General features: G+C 41.2%; 25 protein-coding genes and 1 riboswitch. Of the genes, 15 read left to right on the top strand and 10 right to left on the bottom strand.

Annotation, left to right across the window (positions count from 1 at the left end):
- Nucleotides 1-125 precede the first annotated feature (125 nt).
- A complete protein-coding gene (locus tag AR334_RS04715; protein WP_066305924.1) occupies nucleotides 126-1,388 on the bottom strand; it encodes a dicarboxylate/amino acid:cation symporter in 1,263 nt (420 codons plus the stop codon).
- Nucleotides 1,389-1,517: 129 nt separating this feature from the next.
- Nucleotides 1,518-2,579, bottom strand: a complete 1,062-nt coding sequence (locus tag AR334_RS04710) for a DctP family TRAP transporter solute-binding subunit (RefSeq protein WP_066305922.1) — start codon at nucleotides 2,577-2,579, stop codon at nucleotides 1,518-1,520.
- 78 nt (nucleotides 2,580-2,657) lie between these two features.
- Between AR334_RS04710 and AR334_RS04705 the strand changes: the two genes are divergently transcribed.
- Genes AR334_RS04705 through AR334_RS04695 form a run of 3 tightly spaced genes read left to right on the top strand, consistent with a single transcriptional unit; the run spans nucleotide 2,658 to nucleotide 5,574 of the window.
- Nucleotides 2,658-4,229 (top strand): sensor histidine kinase, encoded by a 1,572-nt coding sequence (locus AR334_RS04705; RefSeq protein WP_066305917.1) that lies wholly within the window; start codon nucleotides 2,658-2,660, stop codon nucleotides 4,227-4,229.
- 28 nt (nucleotides 4,230-4,257) lie between these two features.
- The gene (locus tag AR334_RS04700) at nucleotides 4,258-4,932 is read left to right on the top strand and encodes a response regulator (RefSeq protein WP_156431203.1); all 675 of its coding nucleotides are present in this window, start codon (nucleotides 4,258-4,260) and stop codon (nucleotides 4,930-4,932) included.
- A gap of 48 nt (nucleotides 4,933-4,980) precedes the next feature.
- A complete protein-coding gene (locus AR334_RS04695) occupies nucleotides 4,981-5,574 on the top strand; it encodes an HD domain-containing protein (RefSeq protein ID WP_066305907.1) in 594 nt (197 codons plus the stop codon).
- Nucleotides 5,575-5,758: 184 nt separating this feature from the next.
- On the opposite strand, the gene AR334_RS04690 is transcribed toward AR334_RS04695, so the two are convergent.
- Nucleotides 5,759-6,313, bottom strand: coding sequence for a GNAT family N-acetyltransferase (locus AR334_RS04690; RefSeq protein WP_066305905.1), 555 nt, complete (start codon nucleotides 6,311-6,313; stop codon nucleotides 5,759-5,761).
- A 168-nt stretch (nucleotides 6,314-6,481) separates the two neighbouring features.
- Between AR334_RS04690 and AR334_RS04685 the strand changes: the two genes are divergently transcribed.
- A complete protein-coding gene (locus tag AR334_RS04685; protein ID WP_066305903.1) occupies nucleotides 6,482-6,805 on the top strand; it encodes a multidrug efflux SMR transporter in 324 nt (107 codons plus the stop codon).
- A 12-nt stretch (nucleotides 6,806-6,817) separates the two neighbouring features.
- A complete protein-coding gene (locus AR334_RS04680; RefSeq protein WP_066305901.1) occupies nucleotides 6,818-7,165 on the top strand; it encodes a multidrug efflux SMR transporter in 348 nt (115 codons plus the stop codon).
- Between the two features lie 63 nt (nucleotides 7,166-7,228).
- On the opposite strand, the gene AR334_RS04675 is transcribed toward AR334_RS04680, so the two are convergent.
- The 3 genes from AR334_RS04675 to AR334_RS29380 all read right to left on the bottom strand — a co-directional run bounded on the left by AR334_RS04675 (nucleotide 7,229) and on the right by AR334_RS29380 (nucleotide 10,313).
- Nucleotides 7,229-9,346 carry an MMPL family transporter gene (locus AR334_RS04675; protein WP_066305898.1) on the bottom strand — a complete coding sequence of 706 codons (2,118 nt, stop codon included), beginning with the start codon at nucleotides 9,344-9,346 and terminating at the stop codon, nucleotides 7,229-7,231.
- A 113-nt stretch (nucleotides 9,347-9,459) separates the two neighbouring features.
- Nucleotides 9,460-10,035 carry a TetR/AcrR family transcriptional regulator gene (locus AR334_RS04670; RefSeq protein WP_066305895.1) on the bottom strand — a complete coding sequence of 192 codons (576 nt, stop codon included), beginning with the start codon at nucleotides 10,033-10,035 and terminating at the stop codon, nucleotides 9,460-9,462.
- A 143-nt stretch (nucleotides 10,036-10,178) separates the two neighbouring features.
- Nucleotides 10,179-10,313 carry a hypothetical protein gene (locus AR334_RS29380; RefSeq protein WP_156431178.1) on the bottom strand — a complete coding sequence of 45 codons (135 nt, stop codon included), beginning with the start codon at nucleotides 10,311-10,313 and terminating at the stop codon, nucleotides 10,179-10,181.
- Nucleotides 10,314-10,382: 69 nt separating this feature from the next.
- Nucleotides 10,383-10,526: riboswitch (cyclic di-AMP (ydaO/yuaA leader) on the top strand.
- A 156-nt stretch (nucleotides 10,527-10,682) separates the two neighbouring features.
- Between AR334_RS29380 and AR334_RS04665 the strand changes: the two genes are divergently transcribed.
- Nucleotides 10,683-12,509, top strand: a complete 1,827-nt coding sequence (locus tag AR334_RS04665) for an APC family permease (protein WP_066305891.1) — start codon at nucleotides 10,683-10,685, stop codon at nucleotides 12,507-12,509.
- 30 nt (nucleotides 12,510-12,539) lie between these two features.
- Here AR334_RS04665 and AR334_RS04660 read toward each other — a convergent pair whose 3' ends face one another.
- Complete coding sequence (locus tag AR334_RS04660; RefSeq protein WP_066305887.1) at nucleotides 12,540-13,031, bottom strand: CarD family transcriptional regulator; 492 nt, start codon at nucleotides 13,029-13,031, stop codon at nucleotides 12,540-12,542.
- Between the two features lie 139 nt (nucleotides 13,032-13,170).
- Here AR334_RS04660 and AR334_RS04655 point away from each other — a divergent pair, with 139 nt between their 5' ends.
- The 3 genes from AR334_RS04655 (at nucleotide 13,171) to AR334_RS04645 (ending at nucleotide 16,271) form a co-directional block, all read left to right on the top strand.
- Nucleotides 13,171-13,599 (top strand): MarR family winged helix-turn-helix transcriptional regulator, encoded by a 429-nt coding sequence (locus AR334_RS04655; protein WP_066305884.1) that lies wholly within the window; start codon nucleotides 13,171-13,173, stop codon nucleotides 13,597-13,599.
- A 161-nt stretch (nucleotides 13,600-13,760) separates the two neighbouring features.
- Nucleotides 13,761-15,215 carry a DHA2 family efflux MFS transporter permease subunit gene (locus tag AR334_RS04650; protein WP_066305879.1) on the top strand — a complete coding sequence of 485 codons (1,455 nt, stop codon included), beginning with the start codon at nucleotides 13,761-13,763 and terminating at the stop codon, nucleotides 15,213-15,215.
- A gap of 195 nt (nucleotides 15,216-15,410) precedes the next feature.
- Nucleotides 15,411-16,271 carry an EamA family transporter gene (locus AR334_RS04645; RefSeq protein ID WP_066305870.1) on the top strand — a complete coding sequence of 287 codons (861 nt, stop codon included), beginning with the start codon at nucleotides 15,411-15,413 and terminating at the stop codon, nucleotides 16,269-16,271.
- 54 nt (nucleotides 16,272-16,325) lie between these two features.
- Here the strand turns inward: AR334_RS04645 and AR334_RS04640 are convergent, their stop codons facing one another.
- Nucleotides 16,326-17,045, bottom strand: a complete 720-nt coding sequence (locus tag AR334_RS04640) for a metallophosphoesterase (RefSeq protein ID WP_066305867.1) — start codon at nucleotides 17,043-17,045, stop codon at nucleotides 16,326-16,328.
- 230 nt (nucleotides 17,046-17,275) lie between these two features.
- Between AR334_RS04640 and AR334_RS04635 the strand changes: the two genes are divergently transcribed.
- The 5 genes from AR334_RS04635 to AR334_RS04615 are packed head-to-tail and all read left to right on the top strand — an operon-like array spanning nucleotide 17,276 to nucleotide 21,492.
- On the top strand, nucleotides 17,276-18,310 hold the full coding sequence (locus AR334_RS04635; RefSeq protein WP_066305861.1) for an ABC transporter permease: 1,035 nt from the start codon (nucleotides 17,276-17,278) through the stop codon (nucleotides 18,308-18,310).
- Nucleotide 18,311: 1 nt separating this feature from the next.
- Nucleotides 18,312-18,992, top strand: a complete 681-nt coding sequence (locus tag AR334_RS04630) for an ABC transporter ATP-binding protein (protein WP_066305849.1) — start codon at nucleotides 18,312-18,314, stop codon at nucleotides 18,990-18,992.
- Between the two features lie 26 nt (nucleotides 18,993-19,018).
- Nucleotides 19,019-19,408 carry a hypothetical protein gene (locus AR334_RS04625; protein ID WP_066305846.1) on the top strand — a complete coding sequence of 130 codons (390 nt, stop codon included), beginning with the start codon at nucleotides 19,019-19,021 and terminating at the stop codon, nucleotides 19,406-19,408.
- 27 nt (nucleotides 19,409-19,435) lie between these two features.
- The gene (locus tag AR334_RS04620; RefSeq protein ID WP_066305839.1) at nucleotides 19,436-20,116 is read left to right on the top strand and encodes a response regulator transcription factor; all 681 of its coding nucleotides are present in this window, start codon (nucleotides 19,436-19,438) and stop codon (nucleotides 20,114-20,116) included.
- Complete coding sequence (locus tag AR334_RS04615; protein ID WP_066305832.1) at nucleotides 20,113-21,492, top strand: cell wall metabolism sensor histidine kinase WalK; 1,380 nt, start codon at nucleotides 20,113-20,115, stop codon at nucleotides 21,490-21,492. Before AR334_RS04620 ends, AR334_RS04615 begins: the two co-directional genes overlap by 4 nt.
- Nucleotides 21,493-21,552: 60 nt before the next feature.
- On the opposite strand, the gene AR334_RS04610 is transcribed toward AR334_RS04615, so the two are convergent.
- Together AR334_RS04610 and AR334_RS29845 are read right to left on the bottom strand one after the other, a co-directional pair.
- Nucleotides 21,553-22,299 (bottom strand): VWA domain-containing protein, encoded by a 747-nt coding sequence (locus AR334_RS04610; RefSeq protein ID WP_066305825.1) that lies wholly within the window; start codon nucleotides 22,297-22,299, stop codon nucleotides 21,553-21,555.
- 146 nt (nucleotides 22,300-22,445) lie between these two features.
- The gene (locus tag AR334_RS29845) at nucleotides 22,446-22,604 is read right to left on the bottom strand and encodes a hypothetical protein (protein ID WP_172799158.1); all 159 of its coding nucleotides are present in this window, start codon (nucleotides 22,602-22,604) and stop codon (nucleotides 22,446-22,448) included.
- Nucleotides 22,605-22,858: 254 nt separating this feature from the next.
- Between AR334_RS29845 and AR334_RS04605 the strand changes: the two genes are divergently transcribed.
- A complete protein-coding gene (locus tag AR334_RS04605; RefSeq protein ID WP_066305818.1) occupies nucleotides 22,859-24,415 on the top strand; it encodes a hypothetical protein in 1,557 nt (518 codons plus the stop codon).
- The last annotated feature ends 30 nt before the right edge of the window (nucleotides 24,416-24,445 follow it).

Below are 24,445 nucleotides of genomic sequence, written 5' to 3'. Positions count from 1 at the left end.
ATTTTTCAAAGATATCTACAATTGTCACAAATATTCCATATTTAGTGCGCCGAAGAGGAAGTGGTGAAGTTAGTGAAAGGAAAATAAAAACAGGACCAACTCAAAATGAGCCGGCCCTTTTCATGTTAAGAAGCGATCGAAGATTCTGTTTTCGCTGCAGCTAGATTATTAGGGTGAAATTCTTTTTCCGTTTTTGAAATAACAACCGTTGCGACACCATTTCCAATCAAGTTTGTGATCGCGCGGGCTTCTGACATGAAACGGTCGACGCCAAGGATGAGTGCCATGCCCTCAACTGGTATCATTGGGAATGCTGCCAAAGTGGCCGCCAAGGTAATGAAACCTGAACCAGTTACCCCAGCCGCACCTTTAGAGGTGAGCATTAACACAGCAAGCAGGGTCAAAAGCTGGACAACAGTTAAATGAACACCGTAAGCTTGGGCGATGAACACTGCTGCCATTGAAAGATATATAGATGTTCCATCAAGATTAAACGAATAGCCTGTTGGAACGACAAGGCCGACAACTGACTTGGAACAACCATATTTCTCAAGCTTCTCCATCATCTTAGGCAGTGCAGATTCAGAAGAGGATGTTCCTAAAACTAATAGAATTTCATCTTTTATATATTTGAGGAAGCTAAAGATATTGAAGTTATAAAATTTTGCAATCGAGCCAAGGACCAATACGATGAAAAGGAACATCGTAATATAAACAGAACCCATCAATTTTCCCAGTGAAACGAGCGAACCAATTCCAAAATTGCCAATCGTATAGGCCATCGCTCCGAATGCCGCAATCGGCGAAATCTTCATGATCATATTAACAATCGAGAAGAAAATTTCAGAGACTTTTTCAAAAAATGAAATCACTGGCGCAGCCTTTTCTCCAAGAGACGCAGCGGCAACTCCGAATAGGACAGCAAAGAACAGAACAGGAAGCAGTTCTCCTCCGGAAAGCGCGGCAAGAGCATTATCCGGTACAATCCCGAGGATAAAGTCCATGAGTCCATGACTCGATTCCGCAGCGGCTTTCGTGTACTGGGACACGTCGGCTCCTTCTGCCCCTTTGGTGTTAAAGCCATGCCCAGGCTTAATCAGCGAAACAACAAGAATCCCAATGGCCAAGGCAAATGTAGTAACAATTTCAAAGTAGAGAAGTGCCTTGCCGCCGATTCGGCCAACCTTCTTTAAATCACCCATATTGCCAATTCCAATGACAATGGTGAAGAAGATGATCGGTGCTATCACCATTTTAATGAGTTTAATAAAAATATCCGCAAGAACCTTTAGCTTTGCACCGAATTCTGGAAACAAAAATCCCACGGTGATCCCTAGAATAATACCGATAATAACTTGAACCGTTAAGTTGCGAAAATTAATTTTCATTCTATTCCCTCCCTTTGTTTGACAACGCTTTCAAATCCCCTGTCTTCATATTAATTGATAATTTAGAATTATTATATTTTTGGTGATAATGGTCTTTTTGGTCTTTTTGGTCGAAAAAAAAGAAGACACTTACCGTGTCCCCATTTGCACCATTCGCCGTTTTATAAATTCCTTCATTTCATTGTCTTCAACCATATCCAGAAACTTGTGATAAACAGGCTTTAACGCCTCGAACCATTCTTTCTTTTCCTGCTCCGACAAGTAGTCAATATGAATTGGCGATTCCTGCTCGATCAACCTAAGCTGTTCCCGGTTCACCCGAAGCGATTCGGAGACCATCCATGAGGTCGTCTCGGCCATGGCCTCGTTAATGTCTCGCTGAACTTGTTCCGGAAGGCTGTCCCAAAACTCTTTGTTGATTAAAACGGCATATCCTAAAAAGCCATGATTGCTCACGGTCATATATTTTTGCATCCCATAAATCCGCCGGGAGTAGATGTTCGAAATGGTATTTTCCTGGCCGTCAAATGCCTCATTCTGAAGAGAGGTATACAATTGGTCAAACGGAACTTCAATCGGCTCTGCGTTCAATGCCTTGAACTGTTCGGCAATAATCGGGCTCGGCATAATCCGGAACCGCTGCCCGGAAAAGTCCTTGGGTTTCCGAAGAGGATTTAAATTGCTCGACATTTGCTTAAATCCATTGCTCCATAACGCAATCCCCTTGATGCCCTTCTTTTCGTTTAAAGTCAAAAACTTTTCCCCAAGCTCACTTGAAAGGGTATCTTTAATGTCCTGATCATTTTCAAACAGAAATGGCAAATCAAAAAGGGCCCATTCCGGCGAAAGCTTTGTCAGTTTTGATAGAGAAGGGGCAATCATTTGCACATCATTATTGATTAAAGCCTCAAGCTCATCATCATCCGTATAAAGCGCTCCATTCGGGGTGACCTCTACGATGACCAATCCATCGGTTTTTTCCTCCACCAAATCAGCAAATCTTTGTGCGGCGAGACCCTTCGGCGTATTTTCCGCAACGACGTGGCTAAACTTAATGACGATTTGTTGTGATAATCCGTCCTGTTCATCATCGTAAGGGATTTCTTTGCTGGTAAATAAATTCGAAGGAAAAAAGAAGATGCCGACAATTAAGGTCATAACAAGCAAGCTGGCTCCAAGCAAATACTTCATCCCAAATTCCTCCCTGTTCTCACTTTAATTTTATCATGATAAAATTATTTTAGTAGTATTGAAGAAAGGAATCCTGCTATGAACCGTCTGACCATGAAAACAAAGATTACCGCGTTAATATTTTTTATTGTAGGATTCTCCCTGTTGCTAGCCGGAATCATTATCATTAGTAATTTCATAGATTCACAGGAAGAGGAATTAAAGAAACGAGCCCTGCTGACAGCCCAGACCATCGCTGAGGATGCTGAAATTAAGTCCAATATTACGGGAACTGCAGAGGAAAAAGACAAAATCCGCAGCCGGGTGGAAAAACTTCGGATCATCCATCATGCCGAATATATTGTCGTCATGGATATGAACCATATTCGTTTATCACACCCTATTTCCAGCTTGGTTGGAAAGGAGTCGGCTGGAAGAGATGAGGGTCAGGCGTTTGCTGAACTAACCTATACCACGAAGGCAAAAGGTGAGGTAGGAACTGTGATTCGCGCCTTTGTTCCAATTATGAATGCCGAGCATCAACAGGTTGGTGTCGTCCTGGCCGGCTACTTGTTGCCGACTTTTTTCGAAATGATTTGGGACATGCGGGTCGAAATCCTCGTCGCCGGGGCGATCTCGTTATTTTTTGGCGGCTGGGGAGCCTGGCTTTTGGCTTCAAAAATGAAAAAGCAGATGTTCAATTTGGAGCCTCACGAAATTGCCCAATTGGTGCAGGAGCGGACGGAAACCTTCAACGCCATGCACGAAGGCATTATCGCGATTGACAAAGAGCAGCGAATTACCGTTTTTAACGATAAGGCCAAAACGATGATGGGGGTATCGGGTGATGTCATCGGCCGGCAGATTAGCGATGTGGTGCCTGACACCAGGTTGCCGGAAATCCTTGATCTGAAACAGCCTGTATTTAACAAAGAGTTGACCGTAAGAAACTCAAATATCCTTAGCAATCGGATTCCAATTAAAGTAAATGAAGAAATAATCGGAGCCGTCGCGATTTTCCAAGACCGGACCGAAGCAAAAAAGCTGGCGGAAGAGTTAACGGGCGTCAAGGCGTTTGTCAGTGCCCTTAGGGTGCAAAATCACGAGCATATGAACAAGCTCCACACGATTGCCGGCTTGTTGCAGCTCGGAAATCCGAAGAAAGCGCTGGAATATGTGTTTCAAACTACTGAAGAACAAGAGGAATTGACGCAATTCTTGTCGAAAAATATTAGAAGTGAAAGCTTGTCGGGCCTCTTGTTAAGCAAAGTCAGCCGCGCCAAGGAATTGGGGATCCATTTGCAGATTGACCGCAACAGCCGTTTACATTCATTTCCGGAACCGCTCGATGAACACGATTTTGTTATCATTATCGGAAATTTAATAGAAAATGCTTTCGATTCTTTTAAGGATAAGGAAGTAGAGAAAAAGAATATTTATATCAGCATTGAGCAGGAAGAAGGGCTTTTATCTATATTGGTTGAGGACAATGGGTGTGGAATCCGGGACACCATCCTGCCGTATATTTTTACAAAGGGTTATACAACAAAGAGCAGTGTAGATCATGGCATTGGGCTATTTTTAATAAAGGAAATCGTGGAAAAAGCGAATGGCACGATTCAGGTAGAATCGGACTTAGGAAAAGGCACTACCTTTATTGTGACGATTTAGTGGGGGGGCTTTCGTGATGGCTAGTGAGTTGATTACAGTGCTGTTAATTGAGGACGACCCGATGGTCCAAGAAATAAACCGGCAGTTTGTCGAGAGGGTAGAGGGCTTTAAGGTCATCGGCTGCGCTGCAAACGGGAAGGAAGGCGTTGAGCTGATAAAGAAGGAAAAGCCTGATCTGGCGTTTGTCGACATTTATATGCCTAATCAGGACGGGCTGACGACGATTAAACAAATCCGCTCTGAAGAGTTGGGGACCGATGTAATTGCGGTGACAGCGGCAAGTGATATGGAAACCGTCCGCGGGGTGCTACAGCTCGGTGCCGTCGATTATATTATGAAGCCATTTAAATTTGACCGTATTCAGCAGGCGCTCACAAATTATAAAACGTACCATCAAAGCTTTTTAAAAAGAGATTCCATTTCCCAGCAAGAGTTGGATGGCCTGTTGTTTCATCAGGGCCGGCAAGATAAAGGGGAACTGCCGAAGGGACTAAATGCTCTTACTTTAGATAAAGTCATTGATTTTTTGAAAAATCAGGACGAGGCCACTTCGGCAGAAGCCGTTGCGGAAGGAATCGGCATCGCCCGGGTGACTGCCAGACGGTACCTGGAATATTTGGAGCAGAGCGGGAAAGTGGAAATTGTCATTGAATATGGCGGAGTTGGCCGGCCAGTGAATCAGTATAAACTTGTACGTGGCTAGGAGGGCTTGCCATTAAAACATTTTTATTCTAAAAAAAGGAGTATTCTTATGGAAGACATCAGGAATATCATGACTTTTATTAAAGAACTGGAACGTTTAAAAATCAATACAAGGACTGCGTGGACTAGTTCCGGGAGGCAGGAAAGCATCGCCGAACACTCCTGGCGTCTAAGTCTGTTTACGCTGGTGCTGGAGGAATTTTTTCCTGAAATTGATTTTAATAAAGTCCTTCGGATGGCTTTAATCCATGACTTGGGGGAAGCTTATGAAGGTGATTTTTCCGCGAAACTGGCCGTACAGCCACAGGAAAAACTAAAGGGAGAAGAGGAAGCGATTGAGTGTTTAATCGCACCGCTTTCGGTGAAAATGCAGCAGCAATTTCTGGCATTATGGCATGAATATAATCAAGCGGAAACGAAAGAAGCGAAACTGGTCAAAGCACTTGATAAAATCGAGACCATCATCCAGCATAACCAAGGTGAAAATCCGTCCGATTTTGACTATGAATTTAACCTCGAATACGGAAAGAATTATTCCAATTTTGACCCTATCATTCGGGCGATTAGGGAATTGGTTGATCGGGAGACTTTGGGAAAATACTTGGATGGGGACCTTCAAGATGAAAAAAAGCCTCCGCGGTAAATGAGAATGGTTTCTACTAATTTAGGAATATATCTACAATTTTTAGGAGATATCTACAAAATCTCGGAGGATATCTACAATTTTTCAAATATATCTACAAATTTTAGAATATATCTACAAAGTTCACAACTTTGTAACAAAAAAACGGCTCAGTTCAAAGCAAACTGAGCCGCCTGCATCCAGCCTATTTATTATTCATCCACTTTTCACGCGTCAACTTCATATTAAAGGCATCAATCCATTCGCCCTCATACTCTAGATCTTTTTTATCGACACTATCAACGACAAATCCCATTTTTTCATAGACTTTTATCGCTCTAGGGTTAAATGCATACACACCTAAAGTAAGTTGATTCAAATCAGTATTCTCAAATACATAATCGATGATCAGTTGTGTTGCTTCCGATCCCAGCCCCCGATTTCTCCCCCTGGGGCCAATGAGGATTCTAAAATTCATGCTATGGTTGACTTGATCATATTCGTTGACCACCGCTTCCCCAACCAAGTTATTAAGGGATTTATCCACGATTGCAAGGTCCAACCGATCAGTTTGTTCATTTCTCGTATTATACCAATTCATGATTTTTTCTCTATCAAAATCATCGGAGCCGCCCGTAAATTTTAAAACCTCGGGATCCTGCAAACATTCCACCAAATAGGGGAAATCCTCCATAACATTAAAACGCCTCAAAATAACTTTTTCCCCCACAAGTGTCGGCTTAAAACTTAAATCTATCACTTGTCTCACCCCATTATTAATATTTACTAGCATAATTTTACAGGAAGATTACCATTTTGGGCAAAAAGTCCGACTATAAAGTTGTCAAAATAAAAATAATTAGTCACCGAAAACCATACAGTTTCCTGTACAATAAATAGGAGTCTTTTTGCAAATGGAGGGCTAGTGATGAATGCTTATGGACTTTTGCTGTTGGCTATCTTAAGTGAGGTGTTCGGCAGCTCTATGCTTAAAGCCACAAACGGCTTTAAAAAACTTCTGCCGTCTCTCGGAGTGGTCATCGGATACGGAATAGCTTTCTATGCGTTATCTTTAGCATTAAAAACGGTGCCGCTTGGGATGGCATATGCGATTTGGGCAGGTTTAGGCACTGCGCTCACGGCTATGGTGGGCATTACTTTTTATAAAGAAAAATTTAACCGAAAAAAATTCATTGGGATCACCCTAATTATTTTTGGGGTTATACTATTAAACTTTGGCAGGGTGCATTAGGAGAGTGAAAAGATGAGAGGGTCTCTTTTTTTAGCCATTTCAATTATTTGTGAGGTATTGGCGACGACCATGCTCAAATTGTCGGATGGATTCACTGTCCTGCTTCCTTCAATTGGCGTTGTTGTCGGGTATGGACTTTCATTTTACTTTATTGCAAAAGCACTAACTAAAATTCCTTTAAGTATCGCCTATGCCATATGGTCAGGAGTGGGAACAGCGCTGACCGCTTTAATAGGTGTTTTAGTGTGGGGAGAGTTGTTTAACATTCTATCGTTTTCTGGAATTGTCCTCATTATAGGCGGCGTTGTCTTATTAAATATACCCGATAAGGCGGAAACTGCGAAAGAATTGAATCATTAAAAACAAAAACCATTTAATAAGAAAAAGCGGACCAAAGCCGGTCCGCTTTCTCATTTACAACTATCAACGTGCAGTCTCGGCCTTTTTCTCCTTCTTCCCCTCAAACAACACAATCAATCCCGGCAGCAAAACGCCGCGCACAAGGAAGGTATCCAGCAAAATGCCGATGGCGACGATAAAGCCGAACACAAACAATAACTGGATCGGCTGGGTCATCAGGACCGCAAAGGTCGCTGCCAGAATAAGTCCTGCAGAAGAAATCACTCCGCCTGTGCTAGCGACAGCAATTTCTACCGCTTCCTTAACTGAATGCTTCGCCCGTTCCTCTTGGTATCGCGAAATTAGCATGATATTATAATCGATGCCCAGCGCAATCAAGAAGACGAACGAATAAAGCGGAACCCGGTTGCTGATGGTGTCGATATCAAAGAACAAGTTGCTTAAGAACATCCCCAGCCCAAGGGCGGCAAGGAAGGAAATTAAAATCGTTCCAATCATATAAATTGACATACGAATTGAGCGGGTCAAACTAATCAACATTACAAAAATCAACAGTGTTTCCAACGCGACAATCACAATCAAATCCCTGTCATTAATCGAACGGTCATCGACCTTCGTGGCTGTCTCCCCGGCAAAATAAAGCTTCCCATCCACACCCGCACCATCAGCAAGCTTATCCGAGCGGTCCAGCATCGACTCCAAAGCATCCATTGCCTTAGCGGAGTACGGATTTTCTGCAAAAGTCAGGCTGTATTGCACGACTTTGCCTTCATCCGCAACACCATTTACCCGTACAGAACCTACCATATCCTGTTCCGCCAGTTTATTTTTCAAAGACTCCTGCTGTTCTGCCGTAAGCGGCTCAGAACCCTCATATAACACAGTGGTAGGGGCAAGGTCACCTTTTTCAAACTTATCCTCAAGAATTTCATAGCCCATCCGTGATGGCATATCTTTCGGGAAGGACTTCATCGTATCGAATTCATATTTCAAATTCACCATATTGCTTGCCGACAAGAGCAGGACCAATCCGACTATCACAACGGATAGCCCTGGCTTTGCTGCAACGAAGCGCCCGACTCGGCTCCAGAAAGAATTGCTTTTAATCGCAGTTTGCCCTACCTTCGGGATCATTGGCCAGAACGATTTTCTACCGAAAAGGGCAAACATCGCCGGAACCAAAGTGACCGATGCGAGCATGATAATCAGCATGGTCGTTGCAAATGTTGGCGCGAAGTTCCGATAGTCTCCGAACTGGGCAAAAAATAACACCAGCATAGCGGCCAGCACTGTTCCGCCGGAGTAGAAGACAGGGGTACCAACTTCTCGCATTGCTAGCTTCATTGCCTCAAATTTATCATCATGCTTTTTCAATTCTTCCCTAAATCGGGAGAACACAAATAGTGAATAATCGATCAAGGCTGCAAATAAGAGAATTGTCATTATTGACAGTGTTTGGCTGCTCAAAACCAAGCCAGCTTTACCCATCAGGCCAAGCGTTTGCATTACTACTTCATACACGAATCCTGCAGTTAACAATGGAATCAACGCCAAGAGCGGCGAGCGGTAAATAACAATTAACAGAACGAGGATTAATCCTACTGTTGATAAAATTAGGACGACATCCGCCCGTGAAAACAAATCCAATGTGTCGGTGGCAATCCCGGCTGGGCCGGTCACATACAAGGTTAAATCGGAGTTATCCTTAACAACCTTATGGATGGCTTTTTCCACATCTTGAATTTCTTTATTCTCCAGTGCTGAATCAATTGTTATTGGAAGAATGGCCGTGGTTTGATCTTTAGAGAAGAAACCGGCAACTGCTTGTGGTGGCAGTTTCGACAGCGGCACGACCTGGTCAACGCCTTCAATTTTTGCCTCCTCAATCTGTTGGACAATTCCCACCAGCTGAGGGACGTCAATTTTCTTTCCATTCTCAGCTTGAAAAACAAGAATGGCGGGAATCCCTTCATTATCCTTGAAATAATGATCTACTTTCCCTTGGGCAATTACGGACTGTGCGTCATCGGGAATAGTTTGGATGTTTGACACTTCATATTCCTTGGCGCCTGGGGCAAAGACAGCCAGCAGCATGGTCACCGCTAACCAGATTCCAAGCGTGATCCACATCCCTTTTTTCGTCGAGACTCGGTCGGTGATAGATTGTAAGAATGATTTCATATAATAAACCCACCCTTCTGTAGAAGTTAAAGTGACAGTTGTGTCACTTTTGGTAAAAAATAAATGACACCATTGTCATACTCATTATCTTTTATAGTGACAATGGTGTCAATTTATTTATTTTGGAACATACCGTGACTGATAATCTCTTTAATCGACTTGACCCAGGTATCGTGTGGGATGCCAAAATGATTGGGAATGGCTACTGTTTGAAAAATCATCCCTAGCACCAGCGTATCAGGGATTTGGGACTTGAGCTTTTTCTCAGACTTTCCCAGCGATACAAAGTTTTGCATATATTTGTACATTTCCAAATGCATGGCCTCAAGCTTCAGTATATTAGTTCGAACCTTTTCACTTGTGGACAAAGGAATTTGTTTGCCAATCTCAATGAGCTGTTGGATGTTGATATTTTTAAAAATAAGCCTGAACAAGAAATCAAACTGCTTGTCAAAGTCGTCCAATACAGCGATTTCCTTAAGTTCAGCAAGGAAATGTTTCATTTCATCAAGCATAAATTCCGTAATCAGTTCTTCTTTATTTTCAAAGTATTTGTATATCGCCCCGCGAGAAACCTCGAGCCGATCTGCCAGCAGGCTGAAGGTAAAGCCTTCATACCCATGCTCTAGCAGCAACTGCTTGGTACATTGATAAAGTTCCTCCGTCGAAAATTTACGTTCCCGTGCCATTACTGCCACCTCCATTCCAAAGCCTATTACATTCAGTTTAACATATAACCTGATTTCATAAAAAACTCTCTTTTGGCAAAAGCTAAGCAAAGTGGAATTTTATGGCCCCTCCATGGAGGGAAAAAAGATGAGAAGGCCGTTATTTAGCGATCAGGAGAAAGAAACGATTTCGGTTCATCATTTTGTTCTTTTACTGTCCAGCCATATTGTTCGTTAATTTCTTTCGCTAATTCATTGAGAAATTCATCAGATAATAGAGGTTTATTTTGTTTAGTCATGTAAATCCTCCACGTAAAAGTTTTTATTTACATTAATGGAATACAGTAGTACTATTTTCATTGTTTCATATTTCTAAATCGCTGAAACCGATTGGTGCGGGGGAACCAGTTAAGGCTTTATGCCTTATTCCATGGGGTGAATCCTTTTGAAGGTAGGGCTACTCAAGGTCCGAATCCGACAGCTAACCTCGTAAGCGTTATATGAGAAGGAAGGTGGAACTTGTGACGCTAATAAAATAAGAGTGTCTACAGGTCTATTTAGTTTGACTTGTGGACACTTTTTTTATTCGAAAAAATAAAACTTCAACATCGAAATTTACTTATTAAATGGGGAAAATAAGCTATAAACTTTTGGACGGTGAGTCAACCATGCTTTCTTTCATCAAACGGTTTCTAATTGGGAGGCCTTTAAAAACACATGAATTAGGGGAACAACGAATCAATAAGACAAAGGCATTGGCCATCCTGTCTTCGGATGCGCTGTCATCTGTCGCTTACGGCCCGGAACAAATTTTGATTGTTCTCGTTACAATCGGAGCTGCTGCACTTTGGTATTCGATTCCAATCGCGGTGGGAGTATTAATTCTCTTAACGGCGCTTATCTTATCGTATCGGCAAATCATCTTTGCCTATCCTCACGGCGGCGGGGCATATGTCGTTTCAAAAAGTAATCTGGGCGTGAACCCTGGATTGGTAGCCGGGGGGTCGTTATTAGTTGATTATATCCTGACAGTTGCGGTTAGTGTGTCCGCCGGAACGGATGCGATTACTTCTGCTTTTCCGAATTTGCATGGCCATAATGTTGCGATTGCCGTCACTTTTGTCCTATTTCTAACAATTTTAAATTTAAGAGGGGTCACGGAATCGGCTTCCATCTTAGCGTACCCTGTATACCTGTTTGTGCTCGCCTTGTTCATTTTGATTGGTGTCGGTCTTTGGCATGTGATGACAGGGGATGTTTCTGCCAATTTGCATACACCGATTGGAACCCCTGTGGCTGGAGTCAGTTTGTTCATCCTTTTGAGGGCATTTGCTTCAGGAAGCTCAGCGTTAACAGGGGTAGAAGCCATCTCCAATGCGATTCCCAATTTCAAAGAACCCGCCCCTGTTAATGCTGCAAAAACTTTAATGGCTATGGGTATCCTGCTTGCGGTGCTGTTTTCAGGAATTGTAACATTGGCTTATTTTTATGGGATTGCACCAAGAGCAGAGGTAACGGTAGTTTCGCAAATTGCCGAGGAAGTATTTGGGCGGAATTTCATGTACTTCTTTATCCAAGGAACGACTGCCTTAATCTTAATTCTGGCAGCAAACACCGGTTATTCCGCCTTTCCGTTACTGGCGGTGAACCTGGCGAAGGATAAATTCATTCCAAGGATGTTCCTGATTAGAGGAGACCGATTGGGGTACTCAAATGGAATTATTATACTTGGATTGGCATCGATTTTGCTAATAGCAGCATTCCATGCAGAAACTGAGCACCTTATTCCGCTTTATGCAGTGGGGGTATTTGTGCCGTTTACCTTATCGCAATCCGGGATGATGGTAAAATGGCTCCGCGAAAAACCTGCTGGCTGGGTACCGAAATTTATCATCAATACTACCGGGGCGCTAATCAGTTTTACTGTCACCATCATTTTCTTTTTAACAAAATTTCCGCAGGTGTGGCCGGTCTTAATCTTTTTGCCGCTTATCATTATCCTGTTTCATCGGATTCGAAAACATTATGAAGCAGTTGGGGAGCAGCTCAGGATTACTGCCGGTGAGCCAATTACGGAAATTGAAGGGAATGTCATGATTGTACCAGTGGCTGGGATCACGCATGTGGTCGAAAATACGATGAACTATGCAAAATCCCTTTCACCCGACCAAATTATTGCTGTATATGTCGCGTTTGAAAGAGAGGATGAACAGAAGTTTGAGGAAAAATGGAAGAAGTGGCAGCCCGATATTAGACTGGTAACATTGCATTCCCATTATAGAAGTATCATTCATCCATTAACCAAATTTATTGATACGGTAGAAAAAAAAGCGAGCGAGGCAAACTATCAGGTTACCGTGATTATTCCGCAATTTATTCCGAAGAATAATTGGGAGAACATTCTTCATAATCAATCCAGTTTACTGATTCGCGCATATTTATTGTATAGAAGGAACGTTATTATCACGACTGTACCTTATCATTTAAGTAAATAAACGAAGCAGGGGAACTGTCTCCTGCTTCCATTACGGGATCACGCTTGTGATCCTGTTCCTTATCTCTTCAACATTAGTATCTAATGACGTCGTAAGTTCGGTAAATAATATCGTTTGGATGGTATTTAAGAGCCTACGGTCCTGATCATAGAGCTTCTTATTATTTTGGCCAAGTTCACGTTCTTTCCTCATTAACGTATTGGCAATTTGGGCAATATCCTTGCGATTCCCCGATTTAACCACCGTGTGGTATTTCATATTACGTTGTCTAATATCTTCGATCCATTTTGCACCTGGCTCTTTAAAGGAATCAATAATTCCCACGGCGTCGTCACGGTTCAACAACTCGAGCATCAGAACTTTATCGCTATCGACAGGGGTGCTGATGGTTAATTTTGTATCTCCTAGAGGATGCATCACATAATACGTTCTGGTAACATCATATATGGTTTTTTCACATATATCTTCAATTTCGCATAAGCCATGTTCGGAATAGATAATTACATCTCCAATATGAAACATTTTATCTCTCCTATCTTATAAATCGTTAACCAAGTTTACAAATAATTTTATCATAATTTTCGTAAATCGTCAACTTTGTTGACAATTTTGAAGCGCTTTCGTATAGTAATAGCCAAAGAGACAAAATGAGGTGAATACGTTGGAAACAAATTTACATAAATTAGATTTTATTGACTTATTAAGTGAACGTCATATTCAACTTCGCAGAATTATTGAAAAAGTATGGAACGATAACAGTGACATCTATTTATCAAATTCAGAATGGTTTATTATGGCAAGGATTTATAAAAGTAAGCCAACTATTTCGTATGTGACAAAAAGTGTGGATATTTCCCGCCAAGCAACCCATAAATTCATCAAAAGCCTGGAGTCAAAGGGTTTAGTAGTAATAAGCAGCTTAGAAAATAACAAAAAGGATAAATGCATTCAGTTAACAGAACTAGGTGAAGAATGCTACGAAAAAAACCAGTCGATAAAGGCCGATCTCGTTAAAAAAATCATAGATGAAATAGGCGATGAAAAATTCCAATTACTCAATCAAATATTGAAGCTCGATTGGGGCTTGTAGGTAAATACTGAGTGCAACTTAAATAAAAATATATTGTCAACCCGGTTGACATTATGAAAAAATTCTTGATATAGTGGAGAACGTTAGTATTCGGGGGTGTGCTACAAAATGGATAAACTTTGCAACCAGAGACTGGTCTATTGAATAAAAAGGAGATTTAAATGAGTACACAAATTAAAGTAAAAAGTCCAAAGGTAATGGCGGCCATCTTAATGCTGGGGGCCCTTATCGGATTATTTGGCGAGACTGCCTTAAATATGGCATTAACAAATGTGATGGAGCAATTTTCAATAAAAGCAGCCACTGCACAATGGCTGACAACAGGATATTTATTAACATTGGCGATTTTGGTGCCGATATCAGCACTTTTAATGAAATGGTTTAGTACTCGCCAATTAGTCATTGGTGGACTTATCATATCAATGGCAGGGGCGGTTCTAGCGGCAGTTTCTCCAAATTTTGTCATCTTGGAAACTGGCCGAATTGTCCAAGCGGTCGGAACAGGTATCATCATGCCGGTCATGGTAAGTGTTCTATTAATTATTTTTCCGGTTCATAAACGTGGGGTAGTCATGGGGATCATGGGTCTTGTGATTACATTAGGGCCTGCTTTAGGACCGACCCTTTCAGGTGTTGTTATAAGTACATTAGGCTGGCATTACATTTTCTGGATTAGCGCTGCTTTTTATGTCATTTTGACTCTTGCGGCCACATTAAAAATCGAAAATGTCGGGGAAATTACGAAACCTAAAATCGATGGTCTATCCATCGTTTTATCAACAGCCGGATTTGGCGGATTAATTTATGGATTGGCTTCTATGGCAGGAGCGCCTTTTACAACTCCTATCGTATGGGTGTCTTTGCTGATAGGAATTATTGCTCTTGTCTTATTTGGAGTTCGTCAAAAGACAATGGATAAGCCAATGATTAATTTAAGTGTTTTCAGTAACTCTATGTTCACATTAGGAACAGCGATGATGTTCTTAAGCATTTTAGTGATTTTATCAGTTGGTATTTTATTGCCGATGTATTTAAAGGGCTCTTTATTATTTAGTGCAGCAGTGGCGGGTTTATTGCTGCTTCCTGGTAATGCCGTTAACGTGGTTATGTCACCGATTGTCGGCACGCTGTTCGATAAAATTGGGCCGCGTAAATTAACAATCGTTGGCTCAATCATTGTATTGATTGGAAATATCATGTTTGCTGCGACTATTTCAGCGACAACACCTGCTTGGCAAATCATTGTAGCATTTATGGTATTGTTCTTCGGGTTAACGATGGTAACCATCCCGGCGCAAACAAATGGACTCAATGCATTGCCACGTGAGTTGTATGCAGACGGCTCGGCCGCCATGAATACATTGAATCAAGTAGCTGGTGCAGCAGGCACAGCTATTGCCATTACACTGCTTACAGCAGGCCAAAATAGTTTTGCAGCAGGCACTCCAGAAGCCGGTCAGGGCGAAATATTAGCTGCCGGCGTAAAATATGCCTTCTATTTTGTTACGGGAATTTCAGTCATTACATTAATCTGTTCGTTATTTATGAGAACACCAAGTACCGTAAAGGAACAAGCTCCAGCGTTGGTAAAAGTAACACAACCGGTACGCAGCTAGTTCAATGGAATGAGAACCCCAATCGTAAACGAATTACGATTGGGGTTCTTTTATATGATGAGGTCGTTTTTTTGGAAATAGTACGAATAGAACATTTTCCTTGCTGTAGGTAAATTTGTTTATTTTTAGAATAAAACGATATACTGAATTTATGAAAAGGAACCGCTTCATATATCATTAAAGGAAGTCACATAAATGAGTATCATTTTAGCATTATTAGCAGCAGTCTTTGCATCGCTCACCGCCATCCTGGCTAAAATCGGTATTGAGAAAGTAAATTCCAACCTGGCTACGGCAATAAGGACGATTGTTGTCTTAATCATGGCATTTATTGTCGTGATTGTCACCGGCCAACTGGATTCCGTCATGCAGATTAGCACAAGGGCATTATGGTTCATTTTGGTTTCCGGTTTGGCAACAGGCTTGTCATGGTTGTTTTTCTTTAAAGCACTGGCCATCGGTGATGTGTCCAAGGTCGTTCCTATTGATAAAGCAAGTGTCGTATTGACGATTGCATTTTCCATCCTCGTTCTTGGCGAGCCGGCCGAACCGCTGGTATTGGCGGGAGGAGCGATTATTGCCATTGGTACCTTTGTATTAATAGGAAAAAATGAAGAAAAGAAACGCTTCGCTGGCTCGCAAATCTACATAGTGTATGCCATTATTGGGGCAGTCTTTGCCGCTTTGACCTCGATACTGGCGAAAATCGGGATGGAAGATGTCGATTCAAATTTGGCTACTTTCCTCAGAACAATAGTTATCCTGTTATTTGCCTGGGCAATTGTTTTTTTCAAAGGAACGCATAAGGAATTGAACAAGATTACAAAGAAGGGATACTTGTTTCTAATTCTGTCCGGGGTTGCGACGGGCCTATCGTGGTTATGTTATTTTGCCGCCATTGCGATGGGAAAGGTTTCTGTTGTCGCACCGATTGATAAATTCAGCGTCGTGCTGACGATGATTTTAAGTTTCATTGTTCTAAAAGAAAAGGCAGCCAAGCATACGATAATCAGTGGGATTGTTATCACGGCGGGAACCGTTCTGCTGATACTATAAAGGGAACAGCTGCCTATGCTATTCCCTTTTTCGCATGCATGTTTAGTTTCTGGGTTAGATTTTTGCGTTTCGAATAACTGCTTTCATCACGTCTTGATTGGGATATTCCACTTCATCGTAAAGTCTGATGACCTTTTCAAAATTGTAGGTAACCCGCTGGATCGATGTTTGGATATTGCCCTGCTCAATTTCTACTAATCCATAAGATGCTTTGGTCAGGCCATCAAACGGTAACCCTACGCTGCCAATGTTCATGATCACTTTTCCGTTAATATAGCGAATATATGGCCGATGAATATGGGCGTACAAATAAACGGTCGCATCGGCAGGCTTCATCAACTCGGACAGGATGGTGTCGTCGTCAGCATTTGGCAGGACGATTTCGAACAAACTATCTGGCGTTGCGTGAAACGCAGCGACTTTGATTCCGTCCACAGTCATGTTTAAGTGGGTTGGCAGGTTTTCGAGATATTGGAGGTCAGCCGGGTCTAGTTTTTCAACCGTCCATTGCCGCTCGGTATTCATTAATTCCAACGCTTTATCAGGGACCTCCCCTTCGCGAACGCCGCGTACTACCCACTCATCGGCATTTCCTTTAATGACTTCAGTTTGAAGAGCCTGAACTAATTCCAGTGACCGCTTCGGTTCCGGCCCGCGATAACAAATGTCTCCCAGGACGTAAATTTTGTCCACTTTTTTCCGTGCAATATCCGCAAGGACCGCATCCAAGGCAACACCATTCCCGTGAATATCAGAAATAAACGCCATTTTCATTACAGCTACGCACCCCCAACCTAATCTTTTGAAAAAATAATACCATTAATTGGTCAATCTTACCAAACGGCAAGTAATTACAGGCGCTTTTCCAGTTTACCCGCACCTCACCATTTTTCCCAAGCAATTCAACAAAACAATCCCAACAAACAAATATGTAACTTCTTGTTCATCTTCCGTTCATACTGCGACATTACACTATGAGTATCAAAACGATGGGAGGAATCATGATGAATATGGCGTGGAAGGAAATGAAAAAAAACAAAGTGCGGTTTTTAATTCTGGGATCAATTGTGCTACTCGTTAGCTTATTAACGTTTATAATCTCTGGTTTGGCCAATGGGTTGTCACATGACAACGCAGCTTTAATCAAAAATTTGCCGGACGGGCAATTTTATATGACCAAAGAGGCAAATCAGACTTTCGGACTGTCAAGAATTGACGATAGTCTACAAGACAAAATTTTATCACAACAGAAAGATGCAACTGCCCTTTCGATTCAAATGGGCTTCATAAATGATGCTGTTGACAAGCAGCAGAGTGTGGCCTTTGTAACGGCAACAGACACCAAATTGTTTCCAAAGGTAAAAAGAGGAGAAATTGTCCTCGATATTTCCATGAAGAAAGAAGGCATTAAAGTCGGCGATACATTAACGAATAATCAACTACAAGGAGAATTTACTGTAAAAGGCTTTGCCGAAGACAGTAAGTTCAGCCATGCGCCAGTGGCATTTATCAATATGGATGACTTTAAAGAAATGTACCGAGTTACTGAGATGCAATTGATATTTGTACCCGGGGATACCAATGGAGCAAATTTCGCTGGCTTGGAAGCTTTCTCGCAAAAACAATTTCTAAATACAATTGCAAGTTATAAAGCAGAACAGCTGTCCCTAAATATGATTACTTGGTTTTTAGTGGTTATTAGCGGCATGTTGTTTGCAATCTTTTTCTATATGATGAATGTTCAAAAAGTTGGCCTGTACGGAATTTTAAAAGCAATCGGCATGAAAACAAGTGCGTTGTTCAAAATGATGTGGACACAAATGGTGTTGATTACAATCATCGCACTTTCTATATCAATCACGCTCAGCCACACCTTCAATACATTCGCACCTAAGGACATCCCATTTAGTTTAACGACAGAAACAACCGTGCTATTGTCTGGTGTCTTTATAACAATTGGGTTTATCGGCGCTACCCTATCCGGTATTCAAATTAAAAAAGTGGAACCAATACAAGCGATTCAACAAGGAGAGATGTAAAATGCAACTATTTACAGTAGATGAAGTGAGAAAAACCTTTACTAATGGTGAAATAGAGGAAGAAATCCTTAAAGGAGTAAACCTCTCGCTTAAGGAAGGGGAGGTTAACGCATTGGTCGGGGCATCGGGCTCAGGGAAAAGCACCCTGCTGACGATTGCGGCGGGTTTGCAAACGCCATCAGAAGGGAGAGTAAATTTTGCAGGGGAAAATCTGACGTCTATGAGTTCAGAGCAAGTCCGAAAAATTCGTGCCAGCCAATTTGGGTTTGTGTTTCAATTTGCCCACCTGGTCCCTTTTCTTACCGTGGAAGAACAGCTTCAGCTCATGTTGGATGTGGCTGAAGCGAAAATGGCCAAACGTGAACAACGAAAAGAAATTGACAGAATGCTAAAGTTAGTTGGGATGGAGCACCGGAAAACGGCGTATCCTTCGTCCTTATCAGGCGGGGAGAAGCAACGAGTCGCGATTGCCCGCGCCTTGATTCATAAACCAAAGCTTCTATTCGCTGATGAACCCACCGCCAGTCTGGATTCAAATAGATCCAAGGATATTATGCAGCTCATCCGTGAGGTAACGAAAACGTTGAACATTGCGGCGTTAATTGTGACACATGACGAAGAGATGCTGACCTATGTGGATCACATTATTAAAATGAGTGACGGACATGTTTTACCGAACTAAAAAAATAAAAGAGGGAGAGAAAGGTTATGAATAAAAATAGTGTATTATTACTACGATTTGCAGGAATGTTTGGCGTGGTAGGAGCCATACTAGGGGCACATATGGCCGGCTCTGGCTCTTATGCATTCCGTCCTGTTCATGCTCATATTCTGGTCGTTGGTTGGTTAAGCCTATTTGCATGGGCTGTGTATTATAAGGTTTTTCCAACAGCGGAAGGCATTGTGACAAAAGTGCATGTCTGGAGCGCAATAATTGGTTCTGTTGGTTTAACAGTAGGCATGTGGTTATACATGGTGAAACCTTTTGAACTGCCAGAAGCGATTACGTTAATCTGCTATATTGGCGGCGGCGTTGCGCTGCTTGCAAGCTTCATTGCCTTTTTCCTTCTCACATTGTTTTATAGAGAGAAAAAATAAACGGTATACTAAAGTAGGGGTTCAGACATGAAAAATATTTTAATTGTTGACGATGATATTAATATAATTAGGTTTGTAGAAATTCACTTGTTTGAAGAGGGCTATCACGTATCGCAAGCAAAAAACGGCATCGAGGCGCTGGAAGTTTTAAAAAAGGAAGCTTGTGATTTAGCTGTAGTGGATGTAATGATGCCATTCATGGATGGCTATGAGCTGACAAAAGAGATTCGCAAACGGTATGACATTCCTGTGATTCTCTTGACAGCAAAAAGCCAAATCGAGGATAAGGAACGAGGCTTTCTGGCCGGAACGGATGATTATTTGGTCAAGCCATTTGAACCAAAGGAACTCAGTTTTCGCATCAAAGCAATGCTGCGCAGATACGACCAGCAAAATGAGGATTCGTTGCTGAAGATTGGCGGCATAACCATCAATAAAAAGAGCTATGAAGTTCAAATCGGAAACAAAACCTTACTTCTACCATTAAAAGAGTTTGAACTTCTATATTATTTGGCTTCCAACCCGAAGCAAGTGTTTTCTAGAGAGGACTTGATTGAACAAATTTGGGGATTGGATTATGAAGGGGACGTACGAACAGTCGATGTGCATATCAAAAGATTACGGGAGCGTTTTGCCAAGTTAACTGATGATTTTAAGATCAAGACAGTCCGCGGGGTTGGATACTTTTTGGAGGTCCAACGGGGATGAAAACACTTTATGTGAAATTTATCGTCATCACAAGTGGCATGATGTTCTTCAGCTTTATTCTTGCATTTTTGATTTCCAATACGTATTATCAGCAAAAATTAAAACCCTATAACGATGAGAAAAACACAAATGTGGCTCTGGATATAGTAACATTTGCCGAAAACCATGAAAACATCAACCTGAAAGAATATTTGGCTAGTATTGCGGCGGTGGGTTATCAAATTTGTTTGGTGGACGATCAAGGTACGAGAACTTATTTTGGAGAAGACTTTAGGGATAAGAGTCTTTCCGCGGCAACAATCCAGACCGTTTTAAATGGCCAAATTTTTCATGGTATTCTTCATTATCCACAGGAAACCTTTGTTACGGGGTTTTTTGCTAATGAACTAAAAAATACCATTGGGGTACCGTTGCGGCATAATGACAAGCAATTTGCGCTCTTTGTCCGGCCTGATATCAAATTCCTTTTTAACGAGATGCATGTTTTATTTGGCTGGATTATCCTCATCGCGTTTGTGTTGACGATGGTAATGGTCATCATTAATACAAGATATTTGGTCAAACCTATATCGGACCTGACGATAGCAACAAAGTCGCTGGAAAATGGCAACTTTAGGGTCAAACTGGATAGCACTCGCCACGATGAGTTGGGAGAGCTTTCCCACAGTTTTATGAAGATGGCGCGACAATTGGAACAAGTGGAAGACATGAGGAAGGACTTTATTTCAAATATTTCGCATGATATCCAGTCACCGCTTTCGAACATTAAAGGGTATACCAACTTGTTGGATAAGGATTCAGCCACGAAAGAGGAACGGTCCCAGTACGTTGGTATTATTAACGGTGAAATCCGCCGGCTGTCCACGTTAACCAAACAATTGCTACTGCTCGCCTCGTTGGACCGAAATGAAGATATCCTGAAGAAAAAGCGATTTAATGTCGGTGCGCAAATTAAGGAATTGGTGCGGAATCACCAATGGTCCATTAGTGAAAAAGGAATCATGCTTAGCTACTCGTTGCCAGAAATAGAGATGATTGGCGATCCATCGTTGCTGAATACTGTTTGGGATAATTTGTTATCAAATGCGATTAAATATAATAAACCGAATGGCAGTATCGAGATTACCTTGAAAGAAAGAAGTGCATCCATTTACGTCGCCTTTGTTGATACCGGAATCGGTATGAAAGAGGCGGATGTTGAAAGGGTATTTGAACGGTTTTACCGGGCAGACATGGCACGCACTCGAACAATAGAGGGTACTGGGCTTGGGTTATCAATCGTCAAGACCATCATTGACCTGCATGAAGGCCATATTCATGTAAGGAGTAAGGAAAATGAAGGGACAACTATTATTGTGGAGTTGCCGATTGGATAGACTGTAGGATTGAAAAGGAACACCCAAATAGGTGTTCCTAATTATTGCTAGCAGGGGTTTTTATCGCCCCAAAACTCTATTCCAAAATCCTTGTTTTTTCTCAACAGGTGAGGGGTTTGTTGGCGGCTTTGGTTCTGCCACTTTCAGAATCCCTTTTTCCCTTGCTTCCTTTAGCCAGCCCGGGAATTCAGATAACAATGCATCGTAAAGCTTGTCATCTGAAATTTGATCGATGTCGTCAATATGGAAGAAATTCGCGTTATCCACTACTCTACCTTCCATCGTATCTAGTGTTCTTAAGAAATCAAAATTCCCGTTCCCAATGCCGACAAACTGCCAAAAGATCGGATACTTAGCGGAGCTTTCAATTAGTGGTTTAATCGATTTCTTGCAGCCGCCATCATTAATAAATACAATATAAGCCGGATCTTGCGAAGGGTCTTCTTCTAGATACTTTTTCAATACGTCTTTCATGACAGGCGGCTCATCATTCCTTCCAAATTTATGTACTAAATCATCCTCTAGAATAATTCGATTCACATAGCCTTCAAAATCCCTTTCGGTTACTGGCTTTAATCTGGAAAATTCATTGTCATACACCCACACATCCAAAACGCCATCATCATCAAACTGGGCGGCCATTGCCAATATTCTCTCGACAACTCTTTGGACTGTTCCATTTTTATACAGGTTTCTCATGGAACCCGTGATATCAAGAACCAGGCCAACCCGAGCGGTTACTTTCACGAGATTCTTTTTTTCTAAGACGATTTTTACAGTCTTTTTCTGCAAATCGATTGTCGCCATCCTTATCCCCCTTGTCCAAATAATGAATACATCTTTATTATAGTATTAAAACTTCATATAATTCCAATATTATCCTGTAGTGTGCATGGGATGTTATTTTCATCGTTTACTGAGATAAAAAATGAAGCAAGAGATCATCCCTTGCTTCATTTTTTGGTAGCTTTTAAAATTTCCTTCAAAGTTGAATTAATATTATTTAGGCTGATTAAAATAATCCCTAACATAATAAACGTAACGAGTTCCCCTGTGTAGACCGCGATAATGCCAAGCACGAACAAATAGAGGGTATTCCATCCATTTTTCAATTTCTCATCCCCATTCCCGTCATTTCCAGACCTATTAACTAAATTTTAACATAGTTGTTTATTCTTTATTATGAACCTTCTTTGAACGGAAGCAGTGAACCACCCTTAAATTCGTTGGGTTTTGTTTGGTTTTGTTAAGTTTTGTTAAGGTTTTGTGAACAGTGTTGTGGTATTATTTACTTAACATAGTTAAACATGGTGAAATAATCTTATCTGGTTTAAATAAATATCTCCATAAAATGAGGTAAATAGCAATGGCGTATCAAATAGAGAATCTTCCGCAGGAATCGATTATGTTAAAACAATTTTTCATCATTGCATTAGGTGGAAATTCGTATTTGCACCCATATATTGAAGCGTTGTACCGAAAGAATGAATGGGAATATTATGAGGCATACACAAGCAGTGGTTTAAAGGGAAATCCTCTGTTTTCCATGTATTCCACGCAAAATGAGGAAAAAATTAGACAAGTGGCAGGGATTGTAGCCTTGTCGGAACAAACCAATGATTTTTCCAAAATTCAATCACTTATTAAAAAGGGATACAAGTTCGTTTATCAATACTTAAAGCAGCATACTTACATTGATTTTGACCATTTTATGCGGACATTTTCCAGAAGAAAAAAAAGTGAGACTGTTAAAGAAGTTGAGCTGGTATACCAAAATATCGTGCTTTGGTATCTGTGTGTTCGGGAAAAACGACCGTTTAATACAGAGAATGTGGCCTGGAAATCCTTTCAATCGGTATTGGGTACAACTTTAAATGAAATTAACATGCAAAAAGTTATTTTTTCCAAGGATATGATGGTGAAACATAAAGAGGAGATTTCTCGTCTATATAAAAAATACAACATACCGAAAAATCCCCGATTTACTTCGTTAGGGGAATTGTTGGAGTATCTGATAAGTGACACCTTAAAAAGAATCTATGAAACTGATCCCGATTGTTCTTCCGTTCAGGCAGAGCAAAGGGTATTTCAAGATAAACCGGCAAAATATATTGGAGCCATCGGCGGTTGGTTCAAAACGCTGAACATTCATGAGTTGGATGCAACTGAACAGATTCCTTTGACAAAACACGATCTGGATACGGTCTTTTTAGAAATTCTTTATGCCCAAAAATATAATCACATTACGGAAGAAGACCAGGATTTGTTTTTTATCACGTGCCTGTATCTTAAATGCCTTGGTTCGCTTTATCATGATACAAAAAAACTTTATTTGGATCACTCGAAATTTGATTACTATCTTGAAATGAAATCAAGAGAAACAGAAATCAATGAACAGGAATCCAAGCTAATACGGAAGAGGCAAGAGTGGGAACGCACTGTTAAGAAGCAGCAACAGGAGATTGCTGGATTGACGAGTGAGCTCTGGGAGGCGCAGGCGAAAATTCGTCAATTGGATCAGCAAATTCAGAGCATAGAAGACTACACCAATGAGGTTCATGCTCTCAGAAATTTCGCCTACCGTGAAGAACAGATGGACTCAGAAAAAACGCCGCCACTGAACGTCATGACTGAATTTATTGAAAATAAGAGAATTATTATATTTGGCGGTTCAACAACTTGGCAGCAAAAATTAATTGAGCATCTGCCTACCATTGAGTTTATCGAGGTAGATGAGATTAATCGAGATATATCAAAAACTAAACGTGTGGATGCGGTATTTATCAATACTTCTGTATTTGCTCATTCATTTTATAAAAAAATTATTAAGGAACTGAGCAACAGCAACACATCTCTGTATTATATAAATGGGAATGGCAATCCGGAGAAAACTATAGTGGAAATTTATAATTGGCTAACATGAGGTAATGGCCGGTTTGTGATTAATGGAGGT

The organism is Bacillus sp. FJAT-29814, assembly GCF_001510715.1.
GTDB lineage: Bacteria > Bacillota > Bacilli > Bacillales > Cytobacillaceae > Neobacillus.
This window is presented reverse-complemented; position numbering and strand designations above follow the sequence as displayed.